Origin of the sequence: Mycobacterium sp. URHD0025 (genome assembly GCF_000426065.1) — a bacterium.
Classification (GTDB): domain Bacteria; phylum Actinomycetota; class Actinomycetes; order Mycobacteriales; family Mycobacteriaceae; genus Mycobacterium.
Genome location: NZ_AUEQ01000017.1, coordinates 123,440 through 138,195, shown reverse-complemented (window position 1 = coordinate 138,195; position 14,756 = coordinate 123,440). Strand labels below are relative to the sequence as shown.

At 68.5% G+C, this 14,756-nt stretch carries 14 protein-coding genes; 3 read left to right on the top strand and 11 right to left on the bottom strand.

The features are described from left to right. The 8 genes from H977_RS33925 to H977_RS0125675 form a co-directional block, all read right to left on the bottom strand. The coding region (locus tag H977_RS33925) for an HAD-IC family P-type ATPase (protein ID WP_051289065.1) at window positions 1-3,906 on the bottom strand (3,906 nt) is incomplete at its 3' end. Continuing rightward, window positions 3,903-4,367, bottom strand: a complete 465-nt coding sequence (locus H977_RS35005; protein WP_081681850.1) for a hypothetical protein — start codon at window positions 4,365-4,367, stop codon at window positions 3,903-3,905. The genes H977_RS35005 and H977_RS33925, both read right to left, overlap by 4 nt. Window positions 4,368-4,461: 94 nt before the next feature. Beyond that, window positions 4,462-5,004 carry a YceI family protein gene (locus H977_RS0125700; RefSeq protein WP_029110550.1) on the bottom strand — a complete coding sequence of 181 codons (543 nt, stop codon included), beginning with the start codon at window positions 5,002-5,004 and terminating at the stop codon, window positions 4,462-4,464. After that, window positions 5,001-5,507, bottom strand: coding sequence for a DUF456 domain-containing protein (locus tag H977_RS0125695; RefSeq protein ID WP_029110549.1), 507 nt, complete (start codon window positions 5,505-5,507; stop codon window positions 5,001-5,003). The genes H977_RS0125700 and H977_RS0125695 overlap by 4 nt, the downstream gene beginning before the upstream one ends. Then, the gene (locus tag H977_RS0125690; RefSeq protein WP_029110548.1) at window positions 5,504-6,229 is read right to left on the bottom strand and encodes a class I SAM-dependent methyltransferase; all 726 of its coding nucleotides are present in this window, start codon (window positions 6,227-6,229) and stop codon (window positions 5,504-5,506) included. Before H977_RS0125690 ends, H977_RS0125695 begins: the two co-directional genes overlap by 4 nt. Window positions 6,230-6,239: 10 nt before the next feature. Further along, window positions 6,240-6,935, bottom strand: coding sequence for a haloacid dehalogenase type II (locus H977_RS0125685; RefSeq protein WP_029110547.1), 696 nt, complete (start codon window positions 6,933-6,935; stop codon window positions 6,240-6,242). A gap of 33 nt (window positions 6,936-6,968) precedes the next feature. Beyond that, window positions 6,969-7,934 (bottom strand): NADPH:quinone oxidoreductase family protein, encoded by a 966-nt coding sequence (locus tag H977_RS0125680; protein WP_029110546.1) that lies wholly within the window; start codon window positions 7,932-7,934, stop codon window positions 6,969-6,971. Window positions 7,935-7,939: 5 nt separating this feature from the next. Continuing rightward, window positions 7,940-8,806, bottom strand: coding sequence for an SDR family oxidoreductase (locus tag H977_RS0125675; RefSeq protein WP_029110545.1), 867 nt, complete (start codon window positions 8,804-8,806; stop codon window positions 7,940-7,942). Between the two features lie 227 nt (window positions 8,807-9,033). Here H977_RS0125675 and H977_RS35440 point away from each other — a divergent pair, with 227 nt between their 5' ends. Then, window positions 9,034-9,201 (top strand): hypothetical protein, encoded by a 168-nt coding sequence (locus tag H977_RS35440; protein ID WP_155946831.1) that lies wholly within the window; start codon window positions 9,034-9,036, stop codon window positions 9,199-9,201. Window positions 9,202-9,288: 87 nt separating this feature from the next. Here H977_RS35440 and H977_RS0125665 read toward each other — a convergent pair whose 3' ends face one another. The 3 genes from H977_RS0125665 to H977_RS0125655 form a co-directional block, all read right to left on the bottom strand. After that, window positions 9,289-10,221: a class I SAM-dependent methyltransferase gene (locus H977_RS0125665; RefSeq protein ID WP_029110544.1), complete on the bottom strand. Its 933-nt coding sequence runs from the start codon at window positions 10,219-10,221 to the stop codon at window positions 9,289-9,291. Beyond that, entirely contained in the window at window positions 10,218-11,180 is a 963-nt protein-coding gene (locus tag H977_RS0125660; RefSeq protein ID WP_029110543.1) for an SAM-dependent methyltransferase, read from the bottom strand. Before H977_RS0125660 ends, H977_RS0125665 begins: the two co-directional genes overlap by 4 nt. A 72-nt stretch (window positions 11,181-11,252) precedes the next feature. After that, window positions 11,253-11,888 (bottom strand): TetR/AcrR family transcriptional regulator, encoded by a 636-nt coding sequence (locus H977_RS0125655; RefSeq protein ID WP_029110542.1) that lies wholly within the window; start codon window positions 11,886-11,888, stop codon window positions 11,253-11,255. A 123-nt stretch (window positions 11,889-12,011) separates the two neighbouring features. Here H977_RS0125655 and H977_RS0125650 point away from each other — a divergent pair, with 123 nt between their 5' ends. Next, window positions 12,012-12,587, top strand: a complete 576-nt coding sequence (locus H977_RS0125650) for a TetR/AcrR family transcriptional regulator (RefSeq protein ID WP_029110541.1) — start codon at window positions 12,012-12,014, stop codon at window positions 12,585-12,587. Between the two features lie 11 nt (window positions 12,588-12,598). Continuing rightward, window positions 12,599-14,755, top strand: coding sequence for an FUSC family protein (locus H977_RS0125645; RefSeq protein WP_029110540.1), 2,157 nt, complete (start codon window positions 12,599-12,601; stop codon window positions 14,753-14,755). Window position 14,756: the final 1 nt, after the last annotated feature.

The following is a 14,756-nucleotide window of genomic DNA, read 5'->3' as shown; positions in this document are numbered from 1 at the left end:
GCCCGCGCCGGTCGCGGTGCGCGTGGGACTGACGGCCAGAGCGGCGGCCGGCAGAGCATCGGTCATCATGTTGACCAGCAGCAGCTGCCGGGTGTTGAGCGGTGACCGGCCCGTGAGCGCACTGCCGACAATCGAGAACACCACCTCGCCGGCGTTTCCGCCGAGGAGTACCGCGACGGCGGCCTGAACCCGCCGCCACAGCTGGTGCCCCTCGTCCAGCGCGTCGATCAAGGCACCGATCCGGCCGTCGAGGAGCAGCACGTCAGCCGAGCTGCGGGCCGGATCGCTGCCGCGCGCGGCCACTCCGATTCCGACGGTGGCGGCCCGGATCGCGGCGGCATCGTTGGCGCCGTCGCCGACCATGGCGCACACCAGCCCGGTACGTTCCAGCGTCTGCACGATCTGCACCTTGTGTTCGGGCGACATCCGGGCGAACACGCGCCGCTCCCGCACTGCCTTTTCCTGGCTGCGGCGCGGCATCGCGACCCATTCCTCACCGCTGATGACCTGTTCGGCGCCGACCGGCAGACCCAGCTCGGCGGCAATCGCCTTCGCCGTGACAGGGTGATCACCGGTGATGAGACGCACCCCGATCTCGTTGTCCCGCAACGATTCCAACACTTGCGCCGCCTCGGCCCGTGGGGTGTCTGACAATCCCAGCAATCCGACGAACTGAAGGTCATGGCCACACAGCGCGGCAAGTTTGTCGGCGTCGGAGCGACCGCGGCCGGCCTGCGCCGCAGTCAGCGGACGCCGAGCCACCGCAAGTACCCGCAGCCCATCGCGGGCCATCTCGTCGACCGCGCGCTCGACCGCGGGGTCCAGATCCGCACAGGCGGCCAGCACCACCTCGGGCGCGCCCTTGATCGCCAGCTCGTCACCGAGCAGCGCGGCCGAGAACTTGCGGCCGGACCGGAACGGCAGATAGGTGCCACTTCCGTCGGGCGGCTGCGCAGTTGACGCGGCTTCGGCCACCGCGGCGTCGGTGGCGTGCTCGTACTGCTCACCATTCTTCGGCGGGGTGGCCCGGGCCGCGTAATCGAGCACCTGCTGTTCGAAAGCCTGACCTCCCACCGGATGAACCTGCGACACCCGCAAGCGGTTCTCGCTCAGGGTGCCGGTCTTGTCGAAACACACCACATCCACCCGGCCGAGCGCCTCCACCGAGCGCGGACTGCGCACCAGGGCCCCGGCGCGGGTCAGCCGCCGCGCCGAGGCCTGTTGCGCCAGCGTCGCCACCAGGGGCAGCCCTTCGGGCACGGCGGCCACCGCGACCGCGACGCCACTGGCCACGGCACTGCGCAGCGGCAACCTACGCAGCAGGCCGAGCCCGCTGACCAGGGCCCCGCCCGCCATGCTGAACGGCAGCGCCCGGTTGGTGAGGTCGCGCAGCTGCGCCTGCAGACCGACGGCGGGGCCGGTCCCCTGCCCGATGTCCGTGGCGCGGCGGGCCTGAGTCGCCGCACCCACCTCGGTCACCACTGCCACCGCCGTGCCCGCCACCAATGTTGTTGTGGCATAGAGCATGCAGTGCCGTTCGGCCAGCACCGCGCCGGGCGCGGACTCGACCTGCTTGGGTACCGGCAGCGATTCCCCGGTGAGCGAAGCTTCATCGGCCTCGGCGTCCAGCGCTTCGATGATCCGGGCATCGGCCGGCACCACTTCGCCCGGCCTCACCTCGATGATGTCTCCGGGCCGCAGGCCCGTTGCCGGAACACTTTCGTAGCCGTCGCCATCGTCCCGATCCCTTGTGCCCAGGAACCGTCGCGCCGGTGGATCCTGGACCGCCAGCAGCTTTCTCAGCAGCCGCTCGGCCCGGACTTGCTGGGTGGCGGCCAGGATCGCGTTTCCCGTCAGCACCGACCCGACCAGAATCGCGTCGACCGGCGATCCGAGCATCGCGCTGGCCGCCGATCCGACCGCGAGCACGGGGGTCAACGGGTCTGAGAGCTCGGCGCGCAGAGCGTTGAGGAGTTCGGCAACCTGGCGGGGCAGGACCGTACCGCCCGATGGCCCCTCACCGGAGTCGGTGGGGACCGAACCGTCCACTGCGCCATCGGTTTCGGTCAGATGACTGAGCACCTGATCGGCCGACATCGCATGCCAGTCTTCGACCGGTTCGGCCTTGGGCTCGCCATCCAGCAGGGCTCTGCGCGCCAACCAGAAGCCATTGGCCAGACCGACGGCGGCACCCGCGGTCACCGGTCCGGGACCGCGGCCGCGGACACCGGGAACCATCAGCAGCGCGCCCAGCAAGGTGCCGCCGGTGGCCAGCTCCACCCCGCGCTCGCTGGCCCGGCGGGCAGCGGGGATGGCATGCAGCAGCCGCCACACCGCGGCGAGATCGACCGCCAGGACGTCGGCCTGCCAGGGGATACCGCCGCGCTCGCGCATTACCCCGACGGCGAGGTCGGCCGCGCACAGCGCGCGGGCCGCCTCCACCGAGAGGACGGCCACGGTGCGGCCATCGCGCTGCAGGGTCTCGACCACACCGGTCAACGCCGAATCCAGGTCGGCGCCGGCCTCGTACAGTTCGTCGAACGAGGACCGCAGGTCCCCCAGTTGGTCGAGATCGAGGGATACCGCCTGCGCTCCGGCGCGGCGGATCTCGGCCAGCATCGCGTGCGCTCGAGGGTCGTGACGGTTGCGCACCAGCACCTGTCCGCGGGATTTCCCGTTTGTCGCCGAGCCGTTTGTCGCCGCCCCGACAAGATCCGGGGGTACGCGATGCCACCCGGCCGACAGCCTGCCGTCCCGCAGCCGATCCTGCGCCCACTGCCACACCGCTGCACGGTCGGCCTGAGCGACATCGCGGAATTGCCCCACCCGCAGCTCGTCGATGCTCAGCACGCGGGGATCGACCACCACGGCGTCAACCCGGTCGAGGAGACGCAACGCTGCGGGCCGCAACTGAACCACGTCCCGTCGGTCGGCCAGACCGCGCCCCAACGTGCTGGCGAAGGCCTCGCGGGAGTTGCGCGCCGCCTTCGGCGCGGTCACCACCGCGGCTGTGGCGGCGGCACCGGCTTCCCGGGTCAGCGCGCCCACCGAGGCCGCCGCCATCGCCTGTGCCCGCCCACAACGTTCGGCATACCGCTCCACCACGCCGTCGGGCAGGGCACGCGGCCGCGGGGACGCGGACGTCACGGTGTCGCATTCGGCGTCGGCCGCCAGCCTCGGCTCCAGTTCTTGCCAGGCGTTGGCCGCCGCAGCAGCCTCGGCGAGTTGGGAAAGGTGACGCACGAACTCCACGGTGACCGCCGCAGGCGCCTGAGTCAGCGCGTAGACCGTCGCGGCGCCGACGCTCAACACCGCATCGGCACCCTGCGGGCCCAGCCGGTCTTCAAGAACCGCCCGTATCTTCGGCTGGTAGTCGATGGCACTGACCACCGCCATCACGCCGGCCGGCAGCTTCGGCAACATCAGCGTTCGGCCCACGGCCGCCGCACCGATGCCGACACCGCTGACCGCCGCGGCGATACCTTTGAGCGCCAGCAGTATCCCGTCGCCCGGCAGGTCGGTGGGTCTCGACCGCGACGTCGGGGCCGGCGCTCCCGATTCGGCATCGGCCACGACCGCACACAGCCGGGCCAGATCGGTGCCCTCAGGATCGGTGCCGTCGAGTTCGATGACCACACGCGACAACGGATAGTTCAGATATGCGCGGTGTACTCCCGGACGGTCACGAAGCGCGCGCATCACCGCGCTGCCGATCCGCCGGCCGTCGTCGCCCTGTAGCCCGCGCACTTCGATCCAGCACCGGTCGGTGCCCCGCCAACACCGGCGGGCCGGCGCGCCGCCGACCATCTCGACCGCAGCGGCCACAACGGTCTGCAGCGGCTGGGTGAAAGGCGCCGCAGCCACCTCGGCTGCGCCGTGAATCATCCGGCCGATCGCGGTGATCACTTAGTCCGGGTTGCCGCCGTCGTGCGTCGAGACGTCGACCGGCGACCCGCCGCTTTGGCAGCGCTGCTCGAAGCGGACCGCTTGGCCGGGGCAGAGCGCTTGGCCGCCCCGGTGCGTTTGGCCGACGGTGTGCGCCTGGGCGACGACGACTCGGCCGCCGGTTCCTCGGCCTGGCCTCCGCTCGCGCGCTGGTTGATCTGATGCACGACGAGGGCCGCACCGCCCACCGTCAGCAACACGGGCCACTCCACGAGGCCGGCCGCCCCCACCGCGCCCAGGGTGAGCGCGGCCGCAGCCGGCGATCTACTACCTTCACTCAATCCGCTGCGAATGCCGTTGCCAACCCCTTTGATTCCGCCGACCACACCGCTGACAGCGGCACCGCCAACGGCTCCCGCAGCGGCCGTGGTGGCGTCCGCGGTTCGGCTTACCGCTTGCAGGGCACCTGAGACGATGTTCACGATCGGACTCCTCACGTTCACCGTCTGAACTACCCAGATGCTCGGCTTTTTACACGCCGGTTGACGCCGGGTTGAACAAGCTGACAGGAACTTGTCAGGACGGCGCGACGGTGGCAGCGAAGGTCACCCGGACCTCGTCGGCCACTTTCATCGCGCCCATCAGCATCGAGTACTGCTTGAGATCGAAGTCGGTGTGCCGTACGCCCGCCTCACCGCGGATGCGCCATCCGTCGCCCTCGGCCTCGACCCGCACATCGAGAGTTTGCGGGCCGCTGTGGCCGCCGATCTCGAGCGTCCCGCCGATCCGATACGCATCGCCGTCGCGGGCGATCTCAGTAGACCGGAACACCGCCTGTGGAAAACGCTTCGCGCGCAATGTTTTCAGTGCATTGGATCGGATCAGCACCTTCTCGGCTCCCGACAACGGGGTCATGCCGCCCTCACCTCGCAGCACATCGAGGGAATCGAGGTCGACCGTCACCGCGACCGCAGACGGTTCCTCGCCCTCCCAGTCCACGACCGCCTGCCACGACCGCATCGCGATGGTCAGCCGATGGCCCATCCGCGACGCGCTGCCCGTCACACCGGTGGCCAGTAGCAACTCACCGGAATCGGGACCAAGAGACCACTGCGTCACGACGCGACCACCAGACCCACCACCCAGGCGACGGTCGCGAGCAGCGCGCCGGTCAGCTCGACGCCGACCGACAACGCAACACCCTTGAGCGCGTGCACAGTTGACGTCCAGGCCCGGCGATAGTCGTGACGTGCGGCCAACTCGGCCAGGTAGACGCCGGCGACGAAACCGATCACCAACCCGATCACCGGGATGACGAAGAAGCCGATCACGCCGAGCACTCCACCGGCCACCAAGCTCCAGATCCCCACTTCGGCAGCCCGCATGCGCCGTACCGGCCAGGCGTACTTGATCACCTCGGCCGTCACGAAGAACACGGCCGCGACGCCGAGCGTCACCCAGGCGACAGTGGCGTGCGCCGCATCGGTCCGGGCCTCCCAGATCGCCCACACCGCGATCGCGGCGAAAACCAGGAACCCACCGCCGGGCAGGACGGGCAGCACGATGCCGACGAGTCCGACGGCGATCACCAGTGCGACAAGAACGATCCCGAGTGTGCTCACGGCTTCTGCCCGCGCACCCACTGCATGGTGCCCATGCTCTTGGAGCGCACCCGCTGCAGGCCGAGCGCCTCGAACCGATCGGCAAGTTCATCCTCGGAGAAGAAGCGGGCGCCGCCCTTCGACAGCAGCCGCACCGGTCCCCGGCTGCTGGTCGCCGTCGGCACCATGATCGCCATGCGCCCGCCTGGGCGCAGCACCCTTGCCATCTCCGCAAGTGCCGCCTCGGCGTCGGGAATCAACTGCAGTACGGCAATCGACGTCACCGCATCGAAGGTGTCATCCCGGAACGGGAGCTTCTGGGCGTCGGCGCGCAGGAACCCGACCTGCCTGCCTGCTTCGGCCTCGACCGCACGGGCCAGCATTGGCTCGGAGATGTCCACACCGAACGCGAATCCGTCGAGCCCGGCCGCCCGTGCGAGCGCTGCCGTCACATTGCCCGGACCGCTGCCGACATCGAGTGCGAGGCCGCCGGGCGGGATGTTCAGCCATTCGGTGGGCTCATGCCAGGCCGTCATCAGCTTGCGGCCGATCCCCTGAGCGTTGTCGTAAAGCCGCGACCCGACCGGGGAAGCCCATACCTTCTGGATGAATCCCGCGTTCTTCGGGGCGTCGCTGCCGTCGCCCAACAGATCGAGATACCCCTTGCTCACATCCGGCTCGGCCGGCGGATCGATCAGGAGATCCAGCGCCTTACTCAGTGCTTGACTCGGTGCGGTGACCACACCCTCCACGCTACGCACCGAGCTGGTCGGCGAGGTCGAGAAAATCCGACGCGACGATGTCGAAGTCGTCGGGTCCCACGGCATGCGGAGGGTGGTCCGGTCCGTACTCCAGCGGCCGGGCCACGTACGCCGTCCCGAGCCCCACCGCACGGGCGGCCCGCAGGTCAGAGGGATGGGCCGCGACGAGGGTCAGCTCCGCGGGTGCGATGTCGAGCAACTCAGCGCAACCCCGATAGGCCTCGGGGTCGGGCTTGTAATGCCGGAACAGTTCAGCGGAGATCACGCAATCCCATGGCAGTCCGGCAACTTTGGCCATGTTGGTCAGCAATGAGACGTTGCCGTTGGACAACGTCGTGATGAGGTAGCGCTGCTTGAGCCGAGCCAGCCCGGCCACCGAGTCGGGCCACGGGTCCAGTCGGTGCCAGGCCCGGTTGAGATGGTCGATCTCAGCGTCGGTGGCTCGGATGTCCGCGGCGTCGAGCAGGTCGACCAGGATCGCGCGATGCAGATCGTCGATCCTGGTCCACGGCAGCTCACCGCGGCGCACCCGAGCCATCGCCGGGACATAACCGGCTCGCCAATCGTCGGCGAAGGCCGGCCAATCACGTTGCAGCCCGAGCTTTTCGCCGAATGCTCCCAGCTCGGCGATGACGCTGGACCGCCAGTCCACGACGGTGCCGAACACATCGAATGCCAGGGCTTTCATGCTAAGGCTCCATGTTCTTCGCGCAAGCGCTCATCACGGCACCAAGATGAGCTTCCCGCGCACCGCACCACTGGCCAGCGCATCGAGCGCAGCCGCACCGTCGGACAACGGGAACCGCACCGGTGGAGGCGGACGCAACCCGGCAGCCACCAACTTGGTCAGCTCGGCCCCGACCTGTGCCTGGGCCTCGGGCCGGCGGCGCACGAACTCACCCCAGCCGACACCGACCACGCTGACATTGCGCAGCAGCAACCGGTTGACCTTGACGGTCGGGATGCCGCTGCCTGCAGCGAATCCGATGACCAGCAGCCGGCCTTCGGGAGCGAGCACCCGGATGGCGTCGTCGAAGGCTTCTCCGCCGATCGGGTCGACCACCAGATCGACTCCCTGCCCGTCGGTGGCCTCCATGACTGCCTCACGCCAGCCTTCGGCCAGCGGCAGCACCACATCGGCCCCGAGGGACGAGACGAACTCCTCGGCCCCGGCCCGGTGCACCATCGCAATCACCTTGGCGCCCATGGCTTTCGCCAATTGGATCGACGCCGCACCGATGCCGCCCGCCGAGCCGAGAACCAGGACCGTCTCCCCCGGCATCAGCCCGCCGCGGCGGGCCAGCGCGAACTGCATCGTGTAGTAGTTGCCCAGCAGTGACGCCGCCTGACCGTCGTCGAGCCCGTCAGCGGTCGGGATCACATTGGCGGGCAGCGCCATCACCTGCTCGGCGTAGCCGCCCAGCATGGTCATCGCGGACACCCGCTGGCCCGGGGTGAACCCCGAGCCCTCGGGTGCCGAGCGCACCGTTCCGGCCACTTCCATGCCCGGCGTGAACGGCGGTTCGAGCCGCAGCTGGTACTCACCGCGCAACAACAGCAGATCGGGGAAGCAGACGCCGGCGGCGCCGACGTCGATGATCACCGCGTCCGAAGAGACGGGATCCGGCACGTCGACGTACGCCAGCCCGGCTGTACCGGTAAGTGCCTGCGCTACAAGCGCTTTCACCCGCGTCAGCCGAGCTTGAAGCTGGCCTGCTGAGCTGCCGAGAGGTCGGTGATCTCGCCCCACTTGGCGGCGATGTCATCGACCGTCGGTACGCCCTCGGAGAAGGTGACACCGTCGTTCTGGAACAGGGCCGTGCGCTGTACCTTGCCGCCGCCGACGATGAACACCGAATCGGTATCGGGCAGTTCCTCGGTCATCAGGTAGGCGACCACAGGGGCGACGTACTCGGGGGTGAGCTTCTCGAACACCTCGGGCGGCAGGATGTCCTGGGTCATGCGGGTCGCGGCGATCGGCGCGACGGCATTGGTCTTGATGTTGTACTTGGCGCCTTCCTGGGCCAGCGTGTTGATCAGGCCGACCAGGCCGAGCTTGGCGGCACCGTAGTTGGCCTGACCGAAGTTGCCGAACAGGCCGCTGGTGGACGTCGCGACGACGACACGGCCGAAGCTCTGCTCCCGGAAGTGGGGCCAGGCCGCGCGGATGACGTTGTAGCCACCGTAGAGGTGCACCTTGAGCACGGCGTCCCACTGCTCGAACGCCATCTTGTGGAAGGTGCCGTCACGCAGGATGCCCGCGTTGCTCACCACCCCGTCGACCTTGCCGAACTCGTCGATGGCGGTCTTGATGATGTTGGCGGCACCCTCGGACTCGGCGACGCTGTCGTAGTTGGCGACCGCGCGGCCGCCCGCGGCCTTGATCTCGTTGACGACCTCATCGGCCATGTTGTGACCGGCGCCGGTACCGTCGCGGGCGCCGCCCAGGTCGTTGACGACCACGCTGGCGCCCTCGCGGGCCAGCGTCAGGGCGTATTCACGGCCCAGACCGCCACCGGCTCCGGTGACGACGACAACACGGTCCTGCACTCCTGGCATGTGGATTCCTCCTCGATAACGGGCCGCAAACCGGCTCAGCTCTCCTCCTGTATACGGCGGCCGGACAACTGCCGGTCAACCGGGTCCGTCGCCGATCATTCGCGCCCCGGCCGACCGGTTTCTGCCATCGGGCAGTCAATTGCTGCCAACGCCGCGATACAGGAATCAACAGCGCCGCCCTTTAGTTGAACCAGTCAAGAAAAGGGATCGACAGAAGAGGTAGAGAAATGAAGAAGTTCGGATTCACCGCAGTGATCGCCAGTGGTTTGGCCGCCGCCGTCCTGGGCCTGGCCGGCCCCGCGTCAGCCGATATCGGGCACCACGATTGGCTCAACCAGATCGGCCCGCACGTGACCGTGCCGCAGGTCGACACCACGGTGCACCAGAGCCACTGAACCACCGCACATCAGACCGGCCGAGTGGCCAGTTGCGACACGCAAACGCTGAAAAAGCGTGTCACAACTGGCCACTCGGCTTTTGGGTCAGCTCTTTTCGGCAGTGACGAACGTGGAGAAAGCCCGCGTGTCGTCATGGTCGATCTCGACGTAGCGGCCGAGGCGGCGCATCTCGTCGAGTGAGTGCACACCGCCGGCCCGCCAACCATGGGCGCTCAGCCACTCGGCGACATCGGCCCGGTCGGGATCCTCGTAGATGAGGTCCTGGATGTTGAGCGCCTGCTCCATGTTGAACTTCGCGGCGAAACGCTCGAAGCGCTCACGCATCTCTTCGCGGCGCTCGCCGGCCGTCACCCCGGCGGTTTCGGCGGCGATCCGGCTGCCCGGCGCCGACAGCTCGGTGACGAGCTCGAACAGCCGATCCTGGGCGTCGGCGGGCAGGTACATCAGCAGGCCCTCGGCCAGCCACGCGGTCGGCTGCCCATCGTCGAAACCCGCCTCCCGCAACGCCTTCGGCCAATCCTGGCGCAAATCGATGGCGACCTCACGCCGCTGAGCCGACGGCTGCGCACCGTGGGCAGCCAGCGTTTCGGCCTTGTACTCCAGGACCTTGGGCTGGTCGATCTCGTACACCGTGGTGCCGGCCGGCCAATCCAACCGGTATGCCCGGGAATCGAGGCCTGACGCCAAGATGACGATCTGGCGGATACCTGCCTCGGCGGCGGCGGCGAAGTACTCGTCGAAGAAGTGGGTGCGCACCGCCTGATAGCTGCCCATGTGTTCGAAGATCTTGCCTGCCTCGTCGTCCACTTCGGCGATCTTGGCGGCGACATCCTGATCCAGCAGCGTCTCCCAGAAGCCGGTTCCGGCTCCGGCGACCAGAACGGCCGCGTACGGATCGCGGATCAGCGGGTTCTCACGTCCGGTCTCCCCGGCGCGGGCGGCGGCCACCATGACGGCCGTCGAGCCCACGCTGGTGGCGATGTCCCAGGTGTCGTCGTGGCTGCGCAGCGAGCTCATCGGGATTCTCCATCCAATCGGGCGCGCAACAGCACGCTGTCCAAACCGAGTTCGGCCAATTCGTCGGCGGGTGCCGGCCGGCCCAACCGGGCCATCTCCTCGGCGCTGTCCACCGCATCCACGTCCCAGCCATGTGCCGCAAGCCATTCCGCGGCGTCGGCCCGATCGTCACCGGTGTACATCAGCGCGTCAGCATCGATATCGAGCCCGAGGGAGATCCGCATGTGCTCGCCCCTGGCCCGGCGCGCGGCCCGCTTCTCCGGGGTGTAGCGGGCCGGGTCCATGGCGAAATCCTCGACGGCCAGGCGGCTGCCGGGTGCGCTGTGGGAGCTGACGATGTCGAACAGCCGGTCCTGAGCCTCGCCGGGCAGATACGGCAGCAGCCCCTCGGCGAGCCACGCGGTGGGCTGCGCCGGGTCGAATCCGGCGGCGATCAGCGCTGCGGGCCAGTCGTCGCGAAGGTCGACCGGCACCGGGACGTGCTGTGCCCGGGCGACGGCGCCGTGCGCCTGCAGCGTCGCGGTCTTGTATTCGAGCACCTTGGGCTGGTCGATCTCGTACACCGTGGTGCCGGCCGGCCAGTCGAGCCGGAATGCGCGGGAGTCCAAACCGGCGGCCAGGATGACCACCTGGCGGATGCCATCGTGGGTGACTTCGGTGAAGTAGTCGTCGAAGTAGTGGGTACGCACGGCCTGGTAGTTGCGGGCCATGGCGTGGATGCGGCGAGCCTCCGGATCGTCACCGATCCAGTGCGGTTCGCTGCCGGCCAGCTGCGCCCATGCCGGGCCTGCGGCCGCGACCAACAGGAACGCGAACTCGTCGCGAATCAGGGCATCGGGTTGCGCGGTCTCGGCGGCACGGGCTGCCGCCACCGCCAGTGCGGTCGCGCCGACGCTCTCGGTTACGTCCCAACTGTCGCCCTCGGCACGGCTCGGCCGCACATCGCTCAGATCAGTCATTTGTCAATCGATGCTACCGAACAAGTTAGCCAAGCTATACGGCGATGTGGGGCAGCTCACGGCCCCAATCTGTCAGTCGCGCAACTGCCAGAGCTTGTTGGCCATCAACAGTTCGAACTTGTCGACGATGACGGCGACGTCCTCGCGATGCCCCACGTAACCGGCATAAAAGCCCATCCCCCACATCACCGCGACCAGCATCTCCACGATGGCCGGGATGTCGGTGTCCGTGCTCAGCTCGCCGCGCTTGATCGCCTCGTCAACAGCCCACCTGACGAACTCCCGCGAGCTGCGCAGCGCGTCGTGCTCCTCGGAGACCAGCTCGGGATGTCGCTGCGCCTCCAGGACGGAGGTGACGAGAAATGCTGCCGCCGACCGGTCAGTGGATTCGGCATCCATCGCCGCGGCGAAGAACGCAGAGATCCTGTTCAGCAGAGTGGTGGCTTCCCGGGCTCTGGCAATGCCCGCGGCGATCACCTTCGCATTGGTCTGCTCAACCACATCGCGATAGAGAACACGTTTGCTGCTGAAGTAATGATTGATTGCCGGGCGGGTGAGATCGGCGCGGATCGCTATCGCTTGAAATGTAGCTGCGTCATATCCGAGTTCGCTGAAAACTTCACGGGCGGCACGCACGATGCGTTCACGGGTCTCCGCCGCCTTTGCTGCGGGAGGACGTCCCGGTCCTCGGCTCGCTGTGTGGGCCACGATCAAATTGTGCCACACGTCACCTGGGAGCCTCGATCACGTCACGTTTGTGTGCGTTATATGCGGCTGACCAGCAAAGCCCCACCGCGCCCAAAAATCGGCGACGAACTAGCGTTGTGCTCCATGGCGGGGGTTGTTTCGCGGGAGGCGTACTTCGAAACCGGTCTGGACGTGCTGTCCGATCTCGGTTACGGCGGGCTCAAACTCGCGGAGGTGTGCAATCGGCTGGGCGTCACGACCGGCTCGTTCTATCACTACTTCCCGAACTGGGCGTCCTACACGCGCGAGCTGATCGCGCACTGGCGCGAGGCGCGCACGCTGCGGGTGGTCGAAGCCGTCCGCGCCGACCACGACCCGCACCACCGCATCGAGACCCTCATCGGCGAGGCGCTCGCGCTTCCCCACGGCGCCGAGGCCGCCATCCGGGTGTGGAGCTCGCTGGACCCCGGCGTCTACACGGTGCAGGCGGTGGTGGATCAGCTGCGCTTCGACATTCTCTTCGAATCGGCTCTCGAGCTCATCGGCGATGAGGGCAACGCCAGGTATTTCGCGGCCTGGGGTATCTATCTGATCGTCGGTTTCGAGCAGAGCACCCTGCCGCGCGACTTCGACGCCCTGCAGTGGATCACCACCCAGATGCGCGACGCGCTGGAATCCGGCCGATTCACTCCGGCCACCGGATCTGATCAGCCCGTCTAACATCGGCGATCATGCTGACCCCGGCCGAGATCTGGCGCCGGGGTGTTGATCGCCTGCGTGACTCATTACGTGCCAGGGATCCCGAGAACGACGCGCTGCGTCGCGCCGTGCGGGCCGCCATCGTCCTGCCCATCGCCGCCGCGGTCGGCTTCGCCGTCGGCGGAGACTCCCAGACCCCGCTGTTCGCGATCTTCGGTGCGGTGTCCCTCCTCATCACGGCGGACTTCCCGGGAAACCGGCCCGCCCGCGCCCTGGCCTACGGCGGCCTGGCTCTCAACGGGCTCGTACTGATCGTGCTGGGCACGGTCCTGGCCCCATACCCGTGGCTGAGTGTGGCGGCGATGTTCGTCGTCGGTCTGGTGGTGACGTTCTCCGGCGTGCTCAGCGAGATCGTCGCCGCCGGGCAACGCGCCACCCTGCTGCTGTTCGTGCTGCCGCTGTGCACGCCCGTCGGCCCCATTCCCGACCGGCTGCTGGGCTGGCTGATCGCCCTGGTGGTGTGCGTGCCGGCCGCACTGTTCCTGTTTGCGCCGCGCCACCACGATGAGCTGCGCCGCGACGCGGCCCGGGTGTGCCGGCTGTTGGCCGACCGGCTGGAAGGCCAGGCCTCGGACCGCGACGTCACCCGGGCGATGAACGCGCTGTACGCCAGCTTCCTCGGCGCCGACTACCGGCCCGTCGCCCTCAGCGCGGGCAGCCGCGCGCTGGTTCGTGTCGTCGACGATCTGGGCTGGATCTGCGACCAGGTCACCGACGAGACCGGCGAGCTGCTCGGAGCCACGCGCGATCCCACCGTGCGGGTACTGCGCGACAGCGCCGCGCTACTGACCATTCACGACCGGGCCGAGCGGGCCACCCGCGAAGCCGATCTGCGCGCGGCCCTGGCCGAACAGCGCACCGTGGCCCAGGGCAGTTACCGCGAGGACATCACCCAGATCCTCGACATGGCCGACGACGCGGCCGCCGCCAAGGTCGGCGGTGTTCTGTTGAACCGGCGCACCATCTCGGCGACCATCGCGGTCACCGGACGCGTGATCGGCAATGCGGCGCTGGCCGATGCCCGTCCGGTATGGGCCAGGGTGCTGGGCCGGCAGTTGCCGGAAACCGGGGCCGCGGATTGGGTGATGCCCGAGACCGTCGCGGTCGCCGCCATCACCCGCGGCCTGGTGGCGGCTCGCGCCGTAGTGCTGCGCAACAGCCTGCGTACGGGGCTGGGGTTGGCCCTCGCGGTGGCGGTCACCCACGTGTTTCCCGTGCAGCACGGGTTCTGGGTGGTGCTCGGTGTGATGTCGGTGTTACGCGGCAGCGCGCTGGACACCGGGACGCGCGTGCTGCGGGCGGTGGCCGGCACGACGATCGGCTTCATCCTCGGCGCAGTCCTCATCGAATTCGTCGGCGTGGACCCGGTGGTGATGTGGATCCTGTTGCCGTTCGTGGCATTCGGATCTGCCTACGTGCCCAAGGTCGGATCGTTCATCGCCGGCCAGGCGGCGTTCACGATGATGGTGCTGATCAACTTCAACCTGATCGCACCGACCGGCTGGCGGGTCGGACTGGTCCGGGTCGAAGACGTCGTCGTCGGCGCACTCGTGGGGATCGTGGCGTCGGTGCTGCTGTGGCCACGCGGAGCGACGGCATCGGTGTCCAAGGCGATCGATCAGGCCCGAGCGGTGGGCGCTCAATTCCTCAAAGCCGCCGTACTGCGGGTGACCCGGGGCGCCTCCGAGGCGGCCACTGACCGCGTGATCGCCCTCGCCCACGACACACTCACCGTCACGCGAACACTCGACGACGCTGTCCGCCAATATCTTTCGGAAACCGGTGGGCCCACCGACCAACGGGCCCCCGCGGTGCGGGCGGCCAACCGGGTCATCCGGGTCAGGGCCGTCGCCGAGCTGATCGCCGACGTTGTGCCGCCGCCACTCGGCGTTTATCCGCAGACCCGTTCGGTCATCGAAGAGCACGCCGCGGCGATCTGCGCCCGGCTCACCGGCGCGGACACCACGTCGGTACTGGTACCGATCGGGGAGAGTTTCGTGGTGTCCCTACGCGCTGAGGCCAACGGAACCGATCTCGCGGTCTCGGCGGCCCTGCCGTTGGTAACGGCCGCAGCGCATCTCGGCGAGCTGGAGTTGCTCTACCCTCAGCCCGCCGAGTCGGTCGGTTAGA

Coding starts and splice junctions, on each gene's coding strand:
- H977_RS0125685 (WP_029110547.1), bottom strand. CDS start 6,935: ATGAAAGCCCTGGCATTCGATGTGTTCGGCACCGTCGTGGACTGGCGG.
- H977_RS0125675 (WP_029110545.1), bottom strand. CDS start 8,806: ATGCCAGGAGTGCAGGACCGTGTTGTCGTCGTCACCGGAGCCGGTGGC.
- H977_RS35440 (WP_155946831.1), top strand. CDS start 9,034: ATGAAGAAGTTCGGATTCACCGCAGTGATCGCCAGTGGTTTGGCCGCC.
- H977_RS0125665 (WP_029110544.1), bottom strand. CDS start 10,221: ATGAGCTCGCTGCGCAGCCACGACGACACCTGGGACATCGCCACCAGC.
- H977_RS0125660 (WP_029110543.1), bottom strand. CDS start 11,180: ATGACTGATCTGAGCGATGTGCGGCCGAGCCGTGCCGAGGGCGACAGT.
- H977_RS0125650 (WP_029110541.1), top strand. CDS start 12,012: ATGGCGGGGGTTGTTTCGCGGGAGGCGTACTTCGAAACCGGTCTGGAC.
- H977_RS0125645 (WP_029110540.1), top strand. CDS start 12,599: ATGCTGACCCCGGCCGAGATCTGGCGCCGGGGTGTTGATCGCCTGCGT.